This window comes from Dysgonomonas sp. 511 (assembly GCF_010501105.1).
In the GTDB taxonomy this organism is placed as follows: Bacteria; Bacteroidota; Bacteroidia; order Bacteroidales; family Dysgonomonadaceae; genus Dysgonomonas.
Map to the genome: position 1 here is coordinate 1 of NZ_QVMQ01000028.1, position 22,050 is coordinate 22,050.

At 35.5% G+C, this 22,050-nt stretch carries 14 protein-coding genes and 1 pseudogene; 5 read left to right on the top strand and 10 right to left on the bottom strand.

Translation table 11 applies throughout. The annotated features are described in order from the left end of the window. The 7 genes and pseudogenes from D0T57_RS12425 to D0T57_RS12455 form a co-directional block, all read right to left on the bottom strand. Positions 1-861 (bottom strand): annotated as a pseudogene (locus D0T57_RS12425) (hypothetical protein); the annotation flags it as partial. A 35-nt stretch (positions 862-896) separates the two neighbouring features. Beyond that, entirely contained in the window at positions 897-1,301 is a 405-nt protein-coding gene (locus D0T57_RS12430) for a hypothetical protein (RefSeq protein ID WP_163273816.1), read from the bottom strand. Positions 1,302-1,307: 6 nt separating this feature from the next. Then, a complete protein-coding gene (locus D0T57_RS12435) occupies positions 1,308-5,468 on the bottom strand; it encodes an RHS repeat-associated core domain-containing protein (RefSeq protein WP_163273817.1) in 4,161 nt (1,386 codons plus the stop codon). 114 nt (positions 5,469-5,582) lie between these two features. Further along, the gene (locus tag D0T57_RS12440) at positions 5,583-6,392 is read right to left on the bottom strand and encodes an IS982 family transposase (RefSeq protein ID WP_163273833.1); all 810 of its coding nucleotides are present in this window, start codon (positions 6,390-6,392) and stop codon (positions 5,583-5,585) included. 147 nt (positions 6,393-6,539) lie between these two features. Continuing rightward, complete coding sequence (locus D0T57_RS12445) at positions 6,540-8,366, bottom strand: VCBS repeat-containing protein (RefSeq protein ID WP_163273818.1); 1,827 nt, start codon at positions 8,364-8,366, stop codon at positions 6,540-6,542. Between the two features lie 22 nt (positions 8,367-8,388). After that, complete coding sequence (locus D0T57_RS12450; RefSeq protein WP_163273819.1) at positions 8,389-10,002, bottom strand: T9SS type A sorting domain-containing protein; 1,614 nt, start codon at positions 10,000-10,002, stop codon at positions 8,389-8,391. 773 nt (positions 10,003-10,775) lie between these two features. Then, the gene (locus D0T57_RS12455; RefSeq protein WP_163273820.1) at positions 10,776-12,002 is read right to left on the bottom strand and encodes a hypothetical protein; all 1,227 of its coding nucleotides are present in this window, start codon (positions 12,000-12,002) and stop codon (positions 10,776-10,778) included. A gap of 131 nt (positions 12,003-12,133) precedes the next feature. Here D0T57_RS12455 and D0T57_RS12460 point away from each other — a divergent pair, with 131 nt between their 5' ends. The 5 genes from D0T57_RS12460 (at position 12,134) to D0T57_RS12480 (ending at position 19,035) form a co-directional block, all read left to right on the top strand. Next, a complete protein-coding gene (locus D0T57_RS12460) occupies positions 12,134-13,240 on the top strand; it encodes a hypothetical protein (protein WP_163273821.1) in 1,107 nt (368 codons plus the stop codon). After that, the gene (locus tag D0T57_RS12465; RefSeq protein WP_163273822.1) at positions 13,227-13,610 is read left to right on the top strand and encodes a hypothetical protein; all 384 of its coding nucleotides are present in this window, start codon (positions 13,227-13,229) and stop codon (positions 13,608-13,610) included. The genes D0T57_RS12460 and D0T57_RS12465 overlap by 14 nt, the downstream gene beginning before the upstream one ends. After that, positions 13,607-17,296 (top strand): hypothetical protein, encoded by a 3,690-nt coding sequence (locus D0T57_RS12470; RefSeq protein ID WP_163273823.1) that lies wholly within the window; start codon positions 13,607-13,609, stop codon positions 17,294-17,296. The genes D0T57_RS12465 and D0T57_RS12470 overlap by 4 nt, the downstream gene beginning before the upstream one ends. A gap of 81 nt (positions 17,297-17,377) precedes the next feature. After that, entirely contained in the window at positions 17,378-17,971 is a 594-nt protein-coding gene (locus tag D0T57_RS12475) for an N-acetyltransferase (RefSeq protein WP_163273824.1), read from the top strand. Next, positions 17,968-19,035: an alanine/ornithine racemase family PLP-dependent enzyme gene (locus D0T57_RS12480; protein ID WP_163273825.1), complete on the top strand. Its 1,068-nt coding sequence runs from the start codon at positions 17,968-17,970 to the stop codon at positions 19,033-19,035. Before D0T57_RS12475 ends, D0T57_RS12480 begins: the two co-directional genes overlap by 4 nt. A gap of 237 nt (positions 19,036-19,272) precedes the next feature. Here the strand turns inward: D0T57_RS12480 and D0T57_RS12485 are convergent, their stop codons facing one another. The 3 genes from D0T57_RS12485 to D0T57_RS12495 form a co-directional block, all read right to left on the bottom strand. Further along, complete coding sequence (locus D0T57_RS12485; RefSeq protein WP_163273826.1) at positions 19,273-19,554, bottom strand: helix-turn-helix domain-containing protein; 282 nt, start codon at positions 19,552-19,554, stop codon at positions 19,273-19,275. A gap of 11 nt (positions 19,555-19,565) precedes the next feature. Continuing rightward, positions 19,566-19,970 (bottom strand): helix-turn-helix domain-containing protein, encoded by a 405-nt coding sequence (locus D0T57_RS12490; RefSeq protein WP_163273827.1) that lies wholly within the window; start codon positions 19,968-19,970, stop codon positions 19,566-19,568. Between the two features lie 100 nt (positions 19,971-20,070). Beyond that, positions 20,071-20,661: an RteC domain-containing protein gene (locus D0T57_RS12495; RefSeq protein WP_163273828.1), complete on the bottom strand. Its 591-nt coding sequence runs from the start codon at positions 20,659-20,661 to the stop codon at positions 20,071-20,073. Positions 20,662-22,050 lie beyond the last annotated feature (1,389 nt).

Below are 22,050 nucleotides of genomic sequence, written 5' to 3' on the forward strand. Positions count from 1 at the left end.
TTGCATAAACTGATGGCTCGTTAATTTATCGTTAACTCTCTCCGCAAAGGTAAAAACTATATAAATATTGTAAAAGATGAGGCAGACCGAAGGATTACGTTGTATCCATCTTGAATTTCCTGTTGCAGAATAAGTTTTCCACTTATTAGTACCTTTCATCCAATGCCACGATCCATTAGGTTGGTTTATTCTATCAGGACCTACTGATATCAATCCGTTGGGATCATTATGACTTGATCCTGTTCTTGTACCATGTTTAACAATGGCAGAGTGACCTACTGCATCGGACTTTTCTGTAACCAAATCAACTTTTTGAGGTTTAAAACCAATAAGCACATCACTTACATTAGCCATTGCACCCAATCCATACCCCAAGTCTTCATACCACTTGTTATCTTTTTTCCCGAGATAACCAAATGAACCATCTTTGAAATTAAAGGATGCCGTACCAAAACTTATGCTAATGTCTGTTTGTCCACCTGTATATGCCCATGTCCCTAAAGAGTTTGCTAATGAAGCCCCGGCAATAGAAGCCGCATTAGCAAAAGGTATTCCAGAGTTAGCAATAATATTTCCCAGATAACCACTTCCACTTCCAACTATTGCACCACCAGCCATATATCCCCATGTTTTCTCAGATGAATAATCCCATTTGAATGGATTCATAGTTCCATTAGCCATACTTCCACCAGCCCACATTCCAATGTCAGCTCCTATTGCAGCAGGTAAAAGAGCTGGGCAAAAAATTGCAGATAATGCTGTAAATATAAACTCCCCACTCGGGTCATTATACCTCAACGGATTATTCAACGCATAACTATACCTGTTGAAATTCTGTATACAACTATCGTCTTGTGGCATTCTGCGTGCCGCAGGTAGTCCGCATCATGTTCATATTAAGGGTATTCTACAGTCCAATTGACATCTTTCTGTCTCAAATATTTTTCATCTACATCAACCCTCTTCAAAATCATATATTCATCTCTGACTTTATCCCAACCATATTTGGCTATGGTGTCATTATCGAGAAAAAACACACAAACTTTGCTGTTCTTAATATCTTTTCTGAAGTAATATTGAGGGGCGGAAGCAGCTTTTGATACATGCCTTGTCAAATTCTTACTAGGTAATAAAGTGTCCGGGTAGGTTGGCTCACCTAAATCTTCACCTCCAACATATCCCACTACGTTAAGATCGCTGTTGTTTCGCAGCCAAATGTATTCGCCTTCAAAATCTGGACATGCTGTAAACATTGATGCCATGAGAATAATCCCTGTTGCTAAAAGTAAATTCTTTTTCATATACCTCTAATATTTAAAACTATTATTTATTCTTGTTGTTAACTGACGATCCGCTGATAAGGCCTCATTGCTATTTGATGGAACTGTGATCCATGGTTTTTTTTTGTCAGGGTTGTCTATAGGATAATCTATAAAATTCCAATCATTATTACCATGCTTAGAAGGGTTTTTGAAGTGATTATAAGATATATTATTCGCCCATCTTTCAGTGTAAAAATTGCTTTCATCACCAGGTCCTATTAACCCGATATTATTTAAAAAGCTAGGCAGGCCAATCACAGGTAAATAGAATAGCCCAATCATCTGGCTTTGCAAATAATGGCCATATTCGTGCATCATCATATTGTCTGCCGCCGGGGTGAACTTACCGCCATTCCATTCCGGTTCAAACTTGTCTTTATTATATACATTTCTGATATTCATATTTATATAACTTCCCAAGGTTACGCCATTGTATTTATTGGAGTTCTCATGAATAATGAAAGTCGCTCCTTCGTAATATTTCACATGATCAACATAGCCTGCAACATTTCTAGCAGAAGACCATACATTGCCAACCAATGACTGAGGAAACTCCCATGTCCACCGGGAGATTATCTGCATCGGACTACCAATAAACATACCAACATCAATTTTAAGTCCGTCCCAAACAGTATTCCCTGTCGCTTGAATAACATCTTTTTCGAAACTGCCTCCTGCAAGTGTCCATTTTCCAAGTCCTTCGAAGAAATTGAATGTTCCTTTAAGCAGGCCTCCGACAAAGCCAAATAGTTCCCCACTCGGATCATTATACCTCAACGGGTTATTCAACGCATAACTATATCTATTGAAATTCTGACTAAAGAATGGAGCCTGTACATATGGGTCGGGAGAAAGGAACCGGCCTACTACCGGATCGTAGAGGCGCGCGTTCATATTTATCAACCCAAACCAAGGCAGGTGTTCATGTCCCGTATACCCTCTGGCAAGGAACAATACAGGCTGTGCGTCGGCAGCGTACAACTGCTGGTTGTCAGGGTCGCGCAAACGTCCCCAGGCATTGTAGCTGATTTCCTGCTTCAGCACACCTTCCGGATTGGTAATATGCGTGATATTACCCAGATAATCTCTGCAAATATAGTGAATAGTCCATACATTATTTTCTTTTACATACACCGAAGAGGCCGAATATGCATCACCATCGAGGTAAAGTAGCTCTTTTTCTCCCGTTACCCCCGATTCCAGTTCGTATTTCCCGCCTACATAATAGCGCAACAGAATGTCTGAGTCATTCTTCTTCACCTGCATTTTCAGCCTGTCGCCTTCGCTGTTGTAGGCGAAGAAGGCATTATATCCGTTCTCGGTAATCGATACAGGACGCTGATGCGTATTATAACTGATATCCTGCCGCCTCATCGGGATATCGCTTCCATAATTTTGTACTCCTACTATTTGATAAGGCCTATTTATCCCATAAGTAAATTGTCCGATAGCACTGTTCTCTACAATATTTCCCTTACCCTCGTCGTCGTAACTCAGGCGTGTATCATCAAACGATACCAACCTGTTGAGATTGTCATACGAGAAGTCTTCCCGGATGTTTCGGATATTATCTTTTCGCCATGTCAGATTACTTGTCAGAGGGTCGAATTTATAACTGAAATCCTGGATATAGCCATTGCCTTGCTGCACTCTGCGCGCTACAGGCAACCCATATGCATCGTATTCATACTGTCGGGTAAGAACACCAGTTGAAGCTTTCGATGGCAACCCCATATCATTCTCCTCGGTTAGTTTCCATATCGAGGTGGTATTATCCAGTTTGATTTCAGCCAGATGGCCGTTTTCATAAAAATAGTTTTGGACAGCAATATTGCAATTACCCGAAGAATGCGATTTAAAACCTATTGCTGAGATATTGCCATTTGCATATGTATATGATTTTTCGAGCCATACCCCGTCAACGGTGGCCTCTTTCTGCGATTCTAGGCGGTCGTAACCATCATATGTATATGTTGTTGTCTGATTATCGTCAATCACCGAAGCCAGCAGCCCGTCACTGGTATTATAGTTATAGCGGGCGGTTTGTTCACCCACCAGTACTTTTTTTATTACCCTGTTGTAGCGGTCGTACTCCATTTGGGTCTGCCTTCCTTCGGCATCCGTTTCCCTTACTATATTCCCTGCAGCATCGTATGCATATGTACGCAATCCTGCACTAGGGTCGTCAATGGCTGTCTGCCTTCCAAAAGCATCGTATTCGAATTTGGTTATAATTCCACCCGGAGCCATTATGGTAGACAGTTGATTGTCGGGACGATAGTAGTATTTGATAATTCCCCCATCATCTTCCACGCTTAACACCTGACCGGAAGCATCATGTGTCTTTTTAGATGAAATACCATCTTTGACAGTGGTAACTGAGGTCATATCATACGAATAGGTATCTACTTTGCCAGATGCATAGTTCAATGCTGTTATCCTGTCAAAATCATCGTATTCGTATGTGTTCCATGATGTTGCCGATGCACCAGTAAATGGCAATGAAGTTTTTCGGACTCTTCCTTTATAGTCGAAAACATTGTCTGTCTTGAGTTCTCTCCCGTCGAATCGTATTTGACCCGACCGTACCTGTTGTCCCATAGCATTATAATATTCTTTACTAACAGGTTGTCCTGTCGTCTTTTCAATTTTGACATATAATGCATCAATAGACGGATCGGTATTCCATTGCAATTCTACCGAAGATTCGACAAAATCAGGGGATATAACATTTGTCTGCATTCCCCAGTCGTTATACTCATATCTGGTTTCTCTTCCTTTATAGTCTTTAGATGAAGTAAGCAGTCCATTATCAGGGCTATAAATATAAGTTGTTGAAAAACCCATTGGATCTGTCTGCTTAACTGTTCGTCCTAACTCATCATATTCAAATTCTTCAGTTAGCCAATCGGATTTGTATGAACGCGATTGTCTTTTGCTAAGCATATAGTTATTATATTCATATTTTTCCGAGGAGCTTGCTTTCGTGTTATCACCATAATATACATTTTTAGTTTGAGGCTGATTATCTGCATTATATGTAATTTTAGTAGTGGATGTAATAGAATTTTCCATGCGAGTATTCTTTACCTTACTTATTTCCGGCAATCCCAAAAGATACGTTGTTCCGTCATCAATATTTTTATATTGATTTGTTGTTAACGATGATATATATCCTCCATATTGAGTAAATTCTGAAAGAGGATACCCATAGTCGTTATACGTATATTGACTAGTAGTAATATAGCCTTTGAGTTTGTCAACCGTTTTCTTATTTAGCAGATTTATGTTTCTAATTCTATTATGCGACACCTTTACTTCATATTGGTATGTAGTTGAATCTGTTGAACTCACAGATTGAGTCATAACTCCAAAATCAATTGGATTGAATATTTGTGCCGTTGTTGTATTGGTTACATAATCATGGGTTTCTATTCCGCTGAACCCCATAAATCCGAGGCCTTGCCTGTGAAAGATTCCTTCAGTATATTTATAAGACAAACTATTTATTCTTTCAGTCCCGTTATATGTTTCGGTTACAGCTGCGACATTGAGCCTTCCATGAAGTTTGCAAAAAGGAAATGAAACAGGTTCGTCTTTAAATGCATAGCGTGAAGAATTTGTTTTTGCCAGATCTGTATATATATGCCTCCTTTTCAAACCTTTGCTATCAACGACTTCTCTTATAGCTCTTTCTATACCCATATCCTTGGTGTAGTTTAAGAGCTTTATAGAGCCATCTTTTACTGTAATCAACTGACCTTTACAATATGAAGATTCGTTATAATTGAATGCTAGTAATTGGGCATCTACAGTAGTAGTAATATTAATACGTGTTTCGGGGGTAGTGTTGATACGTCCCCGGGTATTCATATATACCAGTATTTTCCCTTTATCATTTACTACCAAGTCAGACAATCCGTCAGCGTTAACATCGTGTAAAAGAAATTTTTGGCTTTTGTACTTCCATCCATTCTTCAGTAAATCGCTTCCTGTGAAATGTTCAAAGCCATCCTCATTCCTTAAACTTGAATGCCCTTTTGAAATTAAATAAAACCATCCTGTTCTATCTCCAATACCATCATTCTGACCTTCTGATAATAATATATCTGTTTTACCATCCCCATTCAAATCCCCCAGTAACAATTGACGATCATTAAAGTTAAATGTCTGGATATTATACTTTCTTGTAAATGCAATCTTTTCAAATTTATTATATTTATGCATATAAGTATATACATGTAACCCGTAGTGCATTAATCATACAATACAAGTTTTTAAATTGTTAATATTCTTGTTATTTAATTTATTAATGAGTTGTATAACGGTCAAAGCCATAATCTTAGATAAGATTCTATTTTTGAAACCATCAAAAGATTTAGCATAATTTCTACGAATCATAAATTGGTCGCACAGTTGGGAAAACAAGGTTTCAATGCGTTTTCTTGATTTTCGAAAGATATAGGCTTGTGGCTTATATTCTTTTTGATTCCTACGCATTGGAACTTCAAGCCTTATTTGATTAGATGAGAACAAATCCATCTGATAATCAATACTTAAATATCCTTTATCTCCCAAAATAGTACAATCTTTATACATTGATTTAATATTTTTGAGATAATGAATGTCATGCACGGAAGCCTGTGTCAAATCAAAATCTGTAAATACACCATCAATAGTACAGACAGCATGAAGTTTATAACCATAATAGTTGTTTGATTGGGAAGCACAATAGCCTTTTGCCGGAACCGTCTGGTAGTTTTCTTTGCAGATTCGACTTCTGGCATGGCGGCTTAATTTACATACTTCCAATGGCATACTATCCACAATGTAATAGTCTGACGAGGAAATCTGACTCCCCAACTTTTTACGAAGTAATTCTCTATTGGAAAACAGTTTTCGCTTCCTGCGATTATAAACACTACGCTCAATTTTAGAGGACAACTCTGACGGCAAATTCCTAAATAACTGATATTCTGAATCAATACTCATATATTCAGAGGTTAAGTCGATTGCTATCAACTCAATATCTGACAATTTGGGCTTTCGTTTTTGATTCAAAAAATTCATTTTACTTTCAAATTGCTGTAATGTTCCTAATATTTTTCCGTAATTTGCACTGAAGTTGTTCATCTTATTTAATTGCGTGAGATACAATTAAATATAATCATTTATTTGATAATGAGCAACTTCTTTTTCTGTTTTATCCTAATTTTATTAATGCACTACGGGTACATGTATTCCGGTTTTATTTATAAGACAGATATCAGTCTTTCCGTCTCCGTCATAGTCAACAGGGAATATGTTATCAGAATTACGAATATAGCTAAGATCTTCTTTATGTTGGGTTTCATAATCAAAATCATTACCATTGTAAAATGCTTTTAGCTCCCTCAAATTGAAAAGTGTTATTTTGGAAACTCTATAATCCTTCTTATGATCCAAACTGCTTGAAATTGCCATTAAGTCAGTTAAGCCATCTCCATCAAAATCTCCGTACAAAAACGTTCTGGGCAGTGTGCTCTTATAACCTTGATCAGTTACTATCCCGGAAGACCCATCATTAAAACTGATTGTTTTGCGACTATAAGGTGTGGCTGAATTAGGCCTGTAAACAGAGATCATAACTTCATTATCTGTCGAAGCTCCATTTATATTGTAGTTGACTTTAACTAATTTATCTACGCCATCTCCATTTATATCTACGGGAGAAAGGGACTGAAATCCGCTCCCAGCCAGAATAGACACGGAAGTGTTAAACGAATTTGATTTAATATTATCAAATACAAGAAGTTCTGTGGCTTCTCCAAATTGACTGCCATATCGGACAATTTTTCCGGTATCCTTATTTTTTGTTAACCAACCATATTTCTCTATATCAGGATATACGATTAATCCATCACTACCATTCAACTGGAACTTCGCTCTTATCAGATTTAAATTATTCCATCCTGGCTCTACGGATTGTGCGTTTGGCCAGTATCTTTGTAAATAAGCAGGTTGCTGCTCTAAATAATCAATTCCATCCCCAACAGAACCATAGGTGAATATTAGCGGATTGAGAGATGAATTACCGGCCGAACAGTCAACTTTTGTAAGATAATTACTCTTTGGATCATCACTATATGTAAGATCATAACAGCGTGAGGGAGTTGCAGAGTTTCTATAAAACACTTCAACTTTACTTAAAACTTTTTCTAATTTAAACGAATAACCATCAACATAAGAAGCTATTGACTTTTCATTATTTTTATATGTAAATCTTATTTTAGCTATCGGATCTGTTGCTCTTCCATATGTAATTTCCGAGATATAATAATTTCTATTACTATAAATGTAGGAATAAGATATTTTATTACCTTTTATATCTTCAAAGGAGGTGATAGGAAACGATAAAACCTCTTCACTATCCGGACTGGAAAAGAATGCAATACTCCCATTAGGATAATAAGCTTTAAATGTTTTACTATCTAGTTTTATTACTTTTATATTATTGTGTATAGTTTGGTACGAGTGGTCTCCAATTAACCTTAAATTATCCAAACAATAGTTATACCCTGATATTTTTAGAGGCTCTATTGCCCAATCGTAATATAATGACTTTCCGGTTTTGGTGATAGATGAAAGTCCTCCGAGACTCCAACCCCAACCTGCTATTCCATCTCCAGACTGGCTATTATAAAGGAGAGAAATATCCGGTTGAAAATTATCCGGACTCGAAATTGTCTGTATAGGAATTTTGTATGTTACACCCCCAGACGGAGACAATCCATATTGTAAAGGAATATCGCCAACATCCTTACTGTCATCAAAGTTCGGACTTTTTACATCTATTATTATGTTAGTAGTATTTCTAGAATTGATTGAAAAAGATTTTTGATTAATAGAAGATGTATCTATTTGATTTTGAATAGGATTAACATCTGCTGGTCTGTAATTAACGTAGTCCGCTATCTGTAAACTATCTTCATCAATTACATTTTCCTGAGCTTTAACTGAAACAAAAATAATTAAGAATAGAAATAATGTATATAATTTTTTCATGATGCCTTTCTTTTATGTAATATCAGTTTTTAATTATTTTCCATGATATGAATTCATTATTTATATATATATGCATAAAATAAATCCCAGCAGGACTGCTGCTTATATCAATATCTATTTTATCACCAGATATACTAAGGCTTTTTACCAACGTATTATTTCTATCATAAATATATATCTTATCTGATGATTTGTAGCTTTGACGTTCTGTCCATTCCAACTCAACAGCCAAATGTCCCTGAGTTGGATTTGGATAAATCTTATATAAATAGTTTTCTTTTATATCCACAATAGTAGACGGTACAGGATCTGTAGTTGATAAAGTTTTGGTCATCAAATAAATAATTCGTTCTTTCCTGTTTCCCGAAGCATCATAAGAATATTGTACCGAACTTTCATTGGCAGATTCGTCAAATATTTTCTTTACAGGATCAGGGTCAATTATCGGTCCCAATTCCGGTATATAAGGAATTTCGCCTCCTGCACCCCCCTCTTCAATTACAATTTTACTGTGAGATTCTGCATTCTCTGTCACAATATAATATGTACCAGGATGAAGGAACATTTCTAGTAGTCTATCTCCTTCTTTCATTTTATTCTTTCCCTGATCCAGAAAATATAATTTTGAATTGGAATAAATCTCTATATTTCTATTTTCTCTTTCAACAACAAATTTATAAACAACATTACTCCCTTTGTTGGGTTTGTAATTATTAACATATTCATCATATCTAATTTGATAGACTAAGGGGTCCTCTTCAGGATACATTTCATAATAATGAAAAGTTGGATTTTGATTATAAAAATCCACGTAATTGGCCATATTACTAACAGTATTTGTATATGCAGACTTATCTACACTTTTTATAGTTACGGGATTGGTAAAATGAAAACCTTTGTCGAATGGTATTTGCAAATTAGAAATAGATGTTACATTATTCGATTTTAGTTTAGATGTCCCTATTATTAATGTTTCAATGCGCCCATAAGCTGTTCCGGCATTACTGGCTTTTATGCCTCTTACACTAACGCAATACCAACCCGGAGGCAAATCTTCTACAAAAAAACTTTGAAGACCATATCCCAAAAATCCATCTTCGATTTCACTCAGCCTATCATAATCATGATATTCATAACAATCTTTTGTCGGAGAAATCTCCACTCCAAGATCCTGACTCCAAAATATTATTTCATTTAGCCCAATTTTTGTACCAGGTATAATATTTGTCATCAAAATATCCATCGGCTCCGCTATATAGAATTGTATTGCTTGCCAAGGTCCATATAACATTAGTGGGTAGTCTTGAAAACAAGTGCATTCTTCCCCCCTCTCTGTTGCTCCGCAAGGGTCAAATGTATCATGCAAAATAAATGAATCTCCTTGAAAGCCATATACGGGTATGCTATCATAGATAAAAGGTTCCTCCGTACTACTACGAATCAGTTTTTGTTTAGATTTACCTAATGGCGGAGCAAAAAATGGTGGTTCCTTATCGAAATTAGGATACTCAATATTAAAGCGCTCCCTGATATGTTCCTTATGTTTGGAATTAATCTCTTGTGCATTACCATGAGCAACTCCAATTATAATAAAACAAATTAAAATCAATAAATAATTCCACTTAATTTTTTTCATAGCATAAAATTCGATTGTTAATTTAACAAAATTAACAAAATTGATAAAACTGACAAGTTTAATAGAAAATAACTTGATATAAGTAATTTAAAATATATATAGTGTGTGTAACTGCAGCTCTTCATTAGGGAGAATACTTGAATAAAATATACTGTCAGCCCAATTCTGTCCATAACTATTTATGGATAGTGCAAATACACTTAATATGAAAACTATGCTTTTCATAGCAATTTTATTTTGTGCCATTTGTTTTCCTTTTTGTGAAAAGTGTTGTTTGAACGTTTTCAAAATCTCGGAATAACGGTTGAATTGCCATCATTATAGTTGTTGGCAAATTTTTAGATAATATTCTGTTTTTGAATCCATCAAAAGATTTAGCATAATTTATACGAATCATAAACTGGTCATAGAGCTGCAAAATAGCGTTTCAATACTACGTTCTATCTTAGAGGATAGTTCAGGCGGGAGTCTTCTATATGTTTGATACTCTGAATCAACACTCATATATTCAGAGGTCAAATCAATCGCAATCAATTCAATGTCTGATAATTTCGGTTTCCGTATTTGATGAAAAAAATCTTCTTACTCTCAAAATACTGTAATGTTTTTAATATTTTTCCGTAATTTGCACTGAAGTAGTTCGTGTTGTTTAATTGATTGAGAAACAATTGGATATAGTCGTTTGTTTGATGATGAGCAACTTCTTTTTTTATTATCCAAATGTACTATGGATGTCTTTACAAACTCTTTATTCATTCTGACCGATAGCTGATTTATCCTTCCCCAAGAAGGTCGTCTTCAATGTATTTCGCAAACTTTAGAAATATGTTTTGTAGTGATGTTTTATTTTTTAGTGAAAAACTTGTAGTAAATTCCATAGAAAGGAATCCAAATTTGATTCGTACGTCCACATTACTAGATGTAAGAAGGAGACTCTTATTACTCAGCTGATGAGTTAAATAGAGTGGAATTACTATCATGGTCTTTGTCTTGTTATTTTTATCCAAATCCCAATATTCAGAACAGACAGGCATTTCATTCCAAGTGTCATGTAATTTTTCTGCATCGAGCTCTTTTATATATCCTCCATCTAGGGCACAGAGGCTACTAGGATGCCCGATTTCGTAAACCATTGCTGTTAAGCCCTTTGGTTTCTTGTTTTTTCTTATCTCGGCCCAGGAATCTTCACCTCCTATATTTATATAGCCAGAAGAAGAAGCAATTGCCTGAAACCATTGGTTGTTTTCAGTTACATATTGGCTACCTCTTCTTCGCTCAACACCAATTTCCCATAACCCTAATTTTTTCTCTTTAAATATTTTGTCGAGGGTTTCTCTTTCTTCCTTGTTTTTAACTATGCTAAGTAGTTGATTATATGGGTCTAATCGCTCGTTTAGATCTGCTGTATTTATCTCTTTTATACAATTCCGGAATATGCAACAGAAAGACGATGAATAATTGCTAGTTAGGTATTGACCTTTACGAAAATTATTGAGATATTCTGTTAAGTTTTTCTCTCTTTTTTGTTCTTTGTCTTTAAAAAAGATATTATGTAACTCAATTTCGTTTCCGTTACAATCTTTATACTTATACTTTCTTGCCGTATTTTTCAATATATCGCTGATTTTGTCTAATTTACCCACATTTTTCTTCAGTGATTCAATTTCCTCAATCAGAAAGTAGTAATATATGTAATCCAGATTACGGATCAGTAGCTTTAGGAAATCTTCTTTAAGCTGCGAGGTACTTATGGTTGAGAACAAACATAGAAGCTTGTTTTCTGTATATTGCAACTCGGAGCATTTATCTAAAATAGCCAGCCAATCTTCAACATTTTTAAATTCCGATTTTGATTTTATACCCTTTAGATGCTCAAAACCTTTTACAAGGTCGCAAATTTGTAAATTTGTACCTAAATTTTCATTCAATTCTTTTACTTTTCCTAACAGTTGATTTTTCGGTAATCCTCCTTCTGAGCGCTGTATAGTGTGTGTTTCCATCTGGTAATTGGTTTTATGTGTTAATTTGAAATTGTCCCTATTGGCTTGATCTATCTTTGTAATGTTTTGCAATACGACTTGTGTGCAAACAAAGATAAGGAAGTGCTAATATAACTAAATTTTTGCAAATTATGAAAAATTTTGTATTCAAAATTTCTGGGTATTGCCCAGAAATAGTTAAAGCAGGAAGGTTTGGGGCAAAGTTCCTTCTGCCAGGGTTATCGTTGATTATTGTCTTTATGACATCATGCTACGGGGGAGTCCATCTTACAACAACTCTTATTGACCCGCAAAATGTACTCCAATATGTTTTATGTGCAGGTGGTACTATGTGTTTTACTACATTGATTCTAGTTATAGATTATACCTTTATACATGGAAATAAATCTGGCTGGAATATTCTGATTCGTATCATTTTGGCAGCAACAGCAGGTTTTCTGATTTCAATTCTTACCTGCCTTTCTATCTTCGAAAAAGATATAGAAGCAGCACGTAACAAAATAATTCATACACAAACCAAGTCAGAGAGCCAAAGTTATCTGGAAAATGTAGAAAGGATAAGAACCTTACCTGATTCTATAAATAAGTACTTGCACCTGTCTAATATGGCTCACAATGGAGACTTAATAATAGAAGGTCGGAAGGTTGGGCGATGTGGAGCAGTAGAGCTGCCGCAATCATATTGTCAGGTGTACTTAAGCAAAGCAAATAGTTTTCGGGATGAGTATGATGCCAACAAATATTTATTGACTGACACATCGCAAGTTGCTCTTGCAAAGAATATGGCGGAAGAACAAAATTCGAATGCGCTGATTGGTCAAATCAAAAATCTATGGCAATTGATGAGCGAAGAGCCAATTATAGCTGTGGGAGTAACGCTCATTTTTATATTCCTGCTGTTTGCCGACTTGGTACCTATATCGGTGAAATTTGGAATCAAAGACCAATTGGACAAAGATTACGAAAACTTTATAAATGAACTCAGGAATGATGGGTTTGTGGATATCGAGAAGAAGCGTATTATCAAGTTCAATGAACATGGTATTGAAGAGATAGAGCATGAATATGAGCGGAAATCTGAACTGCAGAACATAAAAAGAGAATATTTTGAAAAAAGGATGAAGTTTATTATTGATAAAATAAACCGGATGAGTACTAATACTGGATTTGCAGAAGAGACTGAAGTTAATAACCAAGAAGAACCGGAAACAGATAATGAAAGCGATGATGAAAAATGAAGGCAACATTCTATTGTCATGGCTAAAGTCTTTTTTTGTCCATGGTAATACAGAACCTCCTCCTCCCGATTTTGATATATCGGACAAGACTGCGGAGCCAGCTACACAAAGAAGTCAGAGGGAAAAGAGGTGGCAGGAGAAAAGTGAAAGGATAGAAAAGAGAAACGCAGAACCATTTACTGGTACAAGTGCATACTCTTCTACCTCTTCAGGGGCAGAGTCCTTGGTTTTAGATGAAGTGAATATACTCGACGAGTATTTATTGCACTTGTTTCGCGAGAGTATGGCGGATATACGAGAATTTGAAAAGGAATTGGATAAATCTATGGAGCGACTAAATGATGAATTTAATAAAATAACACAGATATGATACCTTTGAATAAAATAGCAAATGCAAGAGCTTTTAGCAATGCAAAATTGATTGTACTCTCTCTACTGTTTTTGGGGGCATTAGCCTATGGGCTTCTTTCCCTTAATGGCATTGTTTACAATAGTACATATTCTCGGACATTGATGTTTGAGTCATTAAAACTAGACCCATCTAAAGAATATTTCTTTGTAAGAGAATATGAAACTCCGGCTTCGCCTAATAGCATGATGATACCAATGGGCAGAGTGAATATGCCCGATAGTCTGTGTACTCTATACTACGATAAAGAGCAAAAGGAATGGAAACTATGGCTGACACCAGACTTACGTACAAGCCATATTGATAAAGATGAAAAAACGATTCTGTATCCTTTTTGCCGCCTAAATGAAAGAAAAAGGAGTTATGTGGAGGAAGACTTTTTCCATCCCACGACGAAAACACCAACCCAAAAAGATTTACTGACCGGAATCAGGTTTAATAATGCTTCGGGGCAAGATGCTTTTGTACTGCAAATTAAAGAAAAGGAAGGTGAGTATTATCTGGCAAAAGGTTTTGCTTTTTTACCTAGGCGAAAAGTACCAATTCTCAGAAATAATAAGAATGTGACGGAATTGGATTTCTGTATAAATGGAGACACTGTCGGCGACATTAAATATATTTTTTCTTTCCCTTTACCAGGCTTTGATAGTCAGCCCGAAAGAAGAAAAATAATAGTAGAAGGCGACAGCCTCAATTATAATGGGTATTATGAAGCTATAGAAAAAGATAATTTGTCATTTATAGTCAACGATTGTGTTTTTGTATTGAAGAATAATTATACCTCTTTTTCGAAATACATTATCTTACCCTTATTGTTTTTGATGATAGTATGCTTTGGATCATCTATGTTGTGGCGTCTTTACATCCTGACAAACAGGAGCCAAGGTCTCAGGCAAAGAAACCTTATAATAGTAGAGCAATTCAATGTTTTAGGTTTAAGGGTGTTGTTTAATTGTATTATTCTATTAGGTTTCCCTATATTACTGATAAAGATACAGGGTGATGAAAGTCGGCTATATACGATCGTCTTGTTTGCTTTGGCGCTCAACCTGAATTGGATAAGTATAACCAGGTGGTTCGCACAAAGGTTGAGGAGTGATAGTAAAAAAATCCGTATAGCTTCCATTATTATTGTTATTGTAATGATAGTTGTTTCTTGTTTCACTACCAACGAACTTGTTTTAGGTGAAGTGCCTGTGCTAAAAGTAGCTACAATCGTTTTTGTATTTCTTCCATTTGCTATGGGTTATTTTTTCAATCTAAAACTTTCAATTCTCGAAAAATTGACAAAGAAAGTAGTAAACAATGAAGAGGATACGGACAGAAATGCAAGAAATGAATCTGGGCGAAAGTTTGTTTTTAATCTGACTTGTTATTTTGTGTTGTTGATCATTATTATTCCTTTGATAGCTTATTTGTCAAGCGATTCGGCAACGCTTATCTTTACCTTCCTGTCATTGTTGCTTCTATTGACCATCAATTTCAAACGCCTTCTGATTCTTATAAAAACATCTACAGTGAAAGTGAAGTGCTATTTTGTTCTGCTTCTTGTTGTTGGAGTTGTCGCTTTGTGTAGTTATACATTTTATGATATTGATGAAAAGCGATACAGGGCTTTGTCAACATTCTTCTTTCCGGATAATGAAAATATGTTTGGCGAATATCCCAATATTGAAGGCTCAAGGGAAACAATAGCAGGACAGCTTTTTTTATTAAACTCAGTGGGGCACAATTTCGAATTCAATTTCAACACTATCATCCTGCCTGAATATAAAACTACTTTTTTCTCTGATTATGCAGTTTTATGGAGTTTTAAAATAGGAGGCTGGATTTGGTTTATTCTTTATCTGGGTGTTTTGATTATGCTTTCGTACACAATACTCTCATTATTAGTAATATTTAGCAAACCTATTCGATTAAAAACAGGCAAAAAGAGTTGTTATAATACAAAAGTAATTTTTGGATTGAACCTTTTACTCGCAATTATGCTGGTGCAATATATCTATACATTTCTGACTAATTTTTGGGTAATTCCACTAACAGGGCAGAGCCCGGGCATTTTTTCCCCTTCCAGATATGAATATATTTTTCATATCGTAGTAATCAATTACATATATGTGTACCTGCTAAGTTCTGTCGAAGACCGGAAGGTAGCTATAAGACAGGCAAAAGCTATAAGTAAAAATATTCCGTCATATATCTCTACAAAATCCAAGTCACTATTCATCCCAGTATTAATAGCATTGTGTAGTGTTTGCTGGTTATTTGTTCAACGCAATAGGATGAATGGGTATATTGAAGAAAAAGGAGGGAAAATGGGATGGCAAATAATGCAAGAGTCGAAGTTTAGCTTTTTGTCGAAGCTCAGTAAAGATAGCCTGTTGGTATTAGCTCACGGCAGTTTTGAGAAAATGGATAATGATAGAGTCGAAAGGCGTAAATTTAGAGACTATCTCCGTGCTTATTATAGATCGCATGATGCGAAACGGACTCACAACATCGGTGCCGAATATATAAAAAGGAATACAAACATCGATAGCTTGACAAGTGTAAGAAAAAAAGTGTTGGGCAAAGATGCTTCTTCTTGGGCATATTTTAAATACGTAAATGGTAGAGAAACAACTTTTATAAATGATAAATATCAAGGAGGCTGCCCTCCGAGTGCCGAAACTGTTGATTTTGACCTACAATGTAACTTAAATAAAGCTCTGGAAAATTGGGCAAAGAAAATAAATAGCAAATATGGCTATGAGATGATTGGCGGTTCCATCCTTATTGCAGAAAACCAGAAAGGCTATATACTTGCATCTGCTTCATACCCCTTTATGTATAATGAAAACTTATATCATGTTTTGTTCGAAAACGAAAAGATGAACACAGCCATGCAGGGTAGAGGAGTTGATGTTGACCGGATAGTTGTCAGATATGATAATCCTGATTATCTAAACTTTGCAGAAAATGATATATTGCCCGGCAGTATTGTTAAACCTCTACTTGCATATTGTGGCTTGAGTATATTCCCAGCTAATTATTCGGAAGAATATCTATTCGACTTTCTTTGTTGGTCGAGGAATGACAAGGCGGAAAAGATTTATACTGACTTGTTTGTCAGAGGTAATAATTCTGCTACTGCACATGCTATTCTTAAGTCCGATTTTGGTTTTACTCCTTATACTGAAAAAAGGACGGAGCTAAAGGACGCTCCTGCGGTTACACATGCAATAGGTCAATATAGCAAACAAAGTTTCAAGAATGTAGTACAAGCATATATACGGATAAAAACAGGCAGAAAAACAGGCTTGTCTTATCAGAAAACAGATGCTTCCGATGAGGTGTTATCTCTTGATGAGAAGCAACTGAAAATATTGAGAAAAAGTATGTGTGCTCTGGATAAGGGAACAGCTGTAATGGTTGGGAATACGTTGCGACGCAAAAAGATAACAACTAAACATTTTATAGCAAAAACGGGTACAGCCCAGATAGGTAAGAATAAAGAAAAGAACAGGTCTTCTTCGATAATCATAGTTGGCGAAAAGATAACTATCGGCATCCAGCTATATGGAATTCTTCCTTCCAGTAAGAACGGACTATCTGCACAACATTTGTGTAATTACCTTGTCAGCAATGGTGTAGTAGAATTACAATAGCGATTCAGACTACAGTATAATATAAACAGTTTCTTGATATCCAAAACATTTACTTATATTTGAATCAAACCAACAATAATTATGGAAAATAGGATGAAATCATCTGTGGTAATATCCACCGAAGAAGTATCTTCGAATCCCAATGACCTTTATCTTCGTTTGGCTTATCCCGAAGACTACGCTGCTATTTGCGCCATACAAGACGAAGTGATGGCTGAATTAATAAAGAATAATGACAAAAACCTGTTTATTCCTACCGAGAATAGCAAGATAAGGGAGTATCTGGAACGGGAAGATGTGCTGTTTCTTTGTGGTCAAACATCAGATACGGTTGGAGCCTATGCATATACTTTTTTCGGCTCAGACATAGAATGTGATTTAAGTTGTCACTTTGATTACCAACAACCGGTTGCGACATTTGATACTGTAGTGGTGAGGGGAAAGCATCGTGGAAATGGAATACATGCCAAACTGTTGAGACTCTCTATTACGGAGGCTGTATTGAGAGGTTGCAGTATCATGGCAGCTACGGTAGACCCGAATAATGTGCATAGTCTCAATAATTTTCTAAAAAGTGGTTTTAAGGTGTTGAAGACCATTGATAATGAAGAAGGCTATAGTGGTTATAAAAGGTACATTGTGTACAAAATATTATCAAAAGAAGAAGTAATATGAAAATGAAATATCCAGCAATTACAATTAATAAAACTAAGTTTAAAGAGAATTTAGAAATTATCCATAGAAAAACAACTGAAGCAAATATTAGCGTTTGTGCGGTGACAAAAGGATTTTGCGCTATGCCCGAACTTGTAAAGTTATATGCAGATATCGGTTTTAGTGAGTATGGGGATTCGAGACTTGATAATCTTTTAAGTATAAATGTTCCCAATAGCCGTAAATGGATGCTTCGTTTGCCAATGATTTCGCAGGCAGAAGAAACTGTACGGTTTTCTGATATTAGCCTGAATTCTGAGATTGAAACCATACGTGCATTAGGAGCTGAGGCATTGAAAGCTGGCAAACATCATAAGATAGTCCTAGCTATTGAGAAGGGGGATCTGCGCGAAGGAGTGATGTCCGAAGATGCTGTTGTCATGGCTGGAGAGATACTGACTATAGATGGGATAGAATTGCTTGGTATAGCCACTAACTTCAATTGTTTCGGGGGGATAATCCCGGATGTTGACAAGTTGAATGAACTGGTTAGGATAGCCGAAGAAATAGAGCAAATATACGGAATCAGGCTAGGGATTATCTCTGGAGGAAATTCAGGTAGTGCCTATATGATTGAGAATGGCGAATTGCCTTCGCGTATTAACAATCTTCGGATTGGTGAACTTATCTTGTGTGGAAGAGAAACTTCGTATCAACGAAACCTATGGGAGCTTCATACGGATATTTTTACAATGCAGGCAGAGATTGTAGAATGTAAGACAAAACCCTCATTACCTTATGGAAATGTTGGATTAGATGCCTTTGGAAAGACACCGTTACATGTAGATAAAGGGTTGCAGGAAAGGGCGATTATCGCTGTTGGCAAACAGGATGTTTCCATGGACTACATTAGTCCTCGCGATAAAGAGCTTAAAATCTTAGGCGGTTCGAGTGATCACTTCATTATAGATGTTACACATTCATGTAGAAATTATAAAGTAGGGGATATTGTAGAGTTTGATTTGAGCTATGGAGGTATATTGAATTTATTTACATCAAAGTATATCAATAAGGTGATTTTATGAAAATAACGTGCAGAAGTTAGGACTTGATCAGATATTACTATATACAAGGATTGTAGCAGCTTTCAATATTTTCTCTTTTTAAATTCCCTCCCCAAAAGCCCAAGAGAGCGTTTGGAAAGAGAAAATATTGAAAGATATGTCAAAACTTATTTCCATGTATCTGTAAGATTGAGTCTTATTTTTTACAAATTAGTCTGAAGTTTCTTAGTCTATAGAAGAGGGAATATTTTTTGCCAATTATTTTCTCATTTTGACTCTCAACGATTCCGGCAGTTCCGACTTTTTATAATATACTTTCCTGCCATCAATAGAATAAGACTTCAGTAAACCCTTCCTGCGGTATCGGTATAAAGTTTTCTTTGTGCCCCCTAGTAGCATACATAAATCCTGATTATCCAGATAATCATCTTTTTTAATTGTATCAGGATTCACAAAAAGATCTATTTTCTCATCTATTCTGCCCAATTGATTTAGTATCAATTCCAGCTTTTCTATTATTCTGTTATCCGAATCTTGCATAGTCTGTACATTTAATCATTAGAGACAGACACCAATTCAGAAAAGTGGTTTCGCCCATGATTATTCCCCTTCACCTTATCTCTAACCGATATTAAGTCTTTATATCTAAAAGACACCTTTCCTTTATCGATCTGATAAAAAGGAATAATACCCTTTTTCCGATACCTGTCAAGTGTTCTAGCTGATATATTGAGAACTTCCGCCGCTTGCGTTTTGTTTAATACCTCATTCGGATTAATATGCATATTAGAACCATCCGAAAAACTATCCGAAGAATTATCACTATTACCATCAACTAGTTTTTTTCCATCCAATAATATTTCAATTCTCTTCAACCCTTCCACTATATGCGACAGATGCGTTGAAATATCGTTAAAGCCCTGGCTTATCATCCGTATACTCTCCAGTTTCTTCATACTATATAAAATTAAGTTCGAAGCAAAGATGCTATATTCCGATAAAAGAAATCCCCGACATCGGTACCGATATCGGGAATCTTTTTTATTAACTGTTTGATTATTTAGAATTTATCTTATCCATTTTTTTTAATAAGACACCGGGCAATGTTTTTAAGTATTGGCAAGGCCCTCCCTTTCGGGTATTGAGTTCACCTAAGGTATCGTAAAAGTTGCCAAGATCGACCTGAAAAATAAATTCAAGACAACGGATAATCCGTGCCATACTAGCATTTCCATTATTGATAGAGCCGGAGATACTATACGCCAGTTCGATCAAATTGATTTTATAATCTGTCCACTCAAGGAGCTCCGGAGGCATTTTATCAGCTACCTTATCCTGTTTATCCAAGTGCATTAACTCCGGATTATTCAGCTTGAGTAAGATGATTTCCATTTCTAGATCAATAAGAGCTATCATACGTTCAGAAAGATCATATAAAGTCAGATCAATAACTTTTCCTTTTAAACAGATATCTATTTTAATCTGTTTTAGGATTCTGTATGCCGAAAATATTTTTTTCTCATTGGTGACGAATTCTATAAGGAGGTCTACGAATGTATTAAATCTAAAATTGATTTCATTTGCGCTACAATTCTTTCTTACATCTTCTAATAAAATGTAATAACATTCATTTAATTTAGTAGTCATAAATTCTTGTATTCTAAATTGTTAATACAAGACTCAATAAATACGTTACAATAAAATTAAAAAATTTTCTTCAAAAAAGCTTGCATATAAAATAAAAAGCCTTACTTTTGCAACCGCTAACCGAGAGAGGGTAGCTGTTAAAAACAGAAATTAAATATATATTTCATTCAAAATATATAGGAGTTTAGATGTTTTGAGCAACACCACCCACCTCGTGGAAATTTCATGGGGGGAAAGGATTAAGGATATGTTTTTTTATTTGTATAGTACTTGTTATTATATAGTTATAAAAAGTTATTCAAATCTGCATGGGACTACATCGCAAACTTGGTTAAGTTTGATCAAACCAAGTCAAACGAAGAAAGAAATAGACAAGACGCTTAGAACGAGATAGTTCTAAGCGTTTTTTTTATGCCTAAAAACGAATGAAGTCATGCTTTGTCGGGGCAGGAGTAGCCAACTTGGACAGCAACCGCATGGGAAATTCATGGGAAATTTAGCAAGAATATATTTTCCATGAATTTTGACCTAAATAACTTATAAATAATGTCTTACTTTGTCAAAGTTGTGTTTGGTCAATGATAGCCAAGGTAGTAACGGATGCTCATAAACGTTTCATGTACACTTTTTCTTTGATAACCATATCATGGATAGCATTCAAACAATGCAAAACAAGGATTCTACTTGTCTCCGGTGTATAATATAAGGCACCCACATACCACTTACAGCAATAGACATGGCGTTTTAATGGACATTCAGATGTTTCATCTGCGTGAGAATAATCTACATTCCTATTAAGTCCATTTACTTTATTGAATATGTCTTCATAATTAGAGTTTTTTGATTTCCATCTATTATTTTCCCATCAAGATATGCGTGTTTAATCTTTCCATAGTAAAACGGATTATGAAATATATCACTTAGCTTTTGTGGAGGTCTTTTTAGCCCTTTTGCTTTGTAATTATTCGGCAAACATCATGGTTTGATAGGAGTTCAGACGATTGCTACAAGGGAGGACTGGAAAAGGATTAATGCGATTATCAAATATAAAACCTAAAAAAGAAGGCGAGAATTACTTCCCGCCTTAAATGTTTTCACAACGGAATAATCCTTATTGTGATAAGCTTCAATTTTGTAAAGGCAAATATATATCAAAAAATCATATCTACAAAATACAAATTAGCTTATCATAACACCTATTGCATAAAATTATCAAATCAAACCATCATTTTAATTAAAAAATGAATAAATTTGTAAAAATGGGTGCTTTGATTTGGAGCCAAAACAAACTTGGATTGGTGCCCAAGTAACAATATTTCGTCAAATACTGCCCCATTTAGAATAGGAAGATAGAGAAGTATGCTTCATATGTAATAGGTGAGAGCATTG

Bases quoted from the DNA above. Each gene is read 5' to 3' on its own strand.
- D0T57_RS12430 (WP_163273816.1), bottom strand. From the start codon at position 1,301: ATGAAAAAGAATTTACTTTTAGCAACAGGGATTATTCTCATGGCATCA.
- D0T57_RS12440 (WP_163273833.1), bottom strand. From the start codon at position 6,392: ATGAATTTTTTGAATCAAAAACGAAAGCCCAAATTGTCAGATATTGAG.
- D0T57_RS12445 (WP_163273818.1), bottom strand. From the start codon at position 8,366: ATGAAAAAATTATATACATTATTTCTATTCTTAATTATTTTTGTTTCA.
- D0T57_RS12450 (WP_163273819.1), bottom strand. From the start codon at position 10,002: ATGAAAAAAATTAAGTGGAATTATTTATTGATTTTAATTTGTTTTATT.
- D0T57_RS12455 (WP_163273820.1), bottom strand. From the start codon at position 12,002: ATGGAAACACACACTATACAGCGCTCAGAAGGAGGATTACCGAAAAAT.
- D0T57_RS12460 (WP_163273821.1), top strand. From the start codon at position 12,134: ATGAAAAATTTTGTATTCAAAATTTCTGGGTATTGCCCAGAAATAGTT.
- D0T57_RS12465 (WP_163273822.1), top strand. From the start codon at position 13,227: ATGATGAAAAATGAAGGCAACATTCTATTGTCATGGCTAAAGTCTTTT.
- D0T57_RS12470 (WP_163273823.1), top strand. From the start codon at position 13,607: ATGATACCTTTGAATAAAATAGCAAATGCAAGAGCTTTTAGCAATGCA.
- D0T57_RS12475 (WP_163273824.1), top strand. From the start codon at position 17,378: ATGGAAAATAGGATGAAATCATCTGTGGTAATATCCACCGAAGAAGTA.
- D0T57_RS12480 (WP_163273825.1), top strand. From the start codon at position 17,968: ATGAAAATGAAATATCCAGCAATTACAATTAATAAAACTAAGTTTAAA.
- D0T57_RS12485 (WP_163273826.1), bottom strand. From the start codon at position 19,554: ATGCAAGATTCGGATAACAGAATAATAGAAAAGCTGGAATTGATACTA.
- D0T57_RS12490 (WP_163273827.1), bottom strand. From the start codon at position 19,970: ATGAAGAAACTGGAGAGTATACGGATGATAAGCCAGGGCTTTAACGAT.
- D0T57_RS12495 (WP_163273828.1), bottom strand. From the start codon at position 20,661: ATGACTACTAAATTAAATGAATGTTATTACATTTTATTAGAAGATGTA.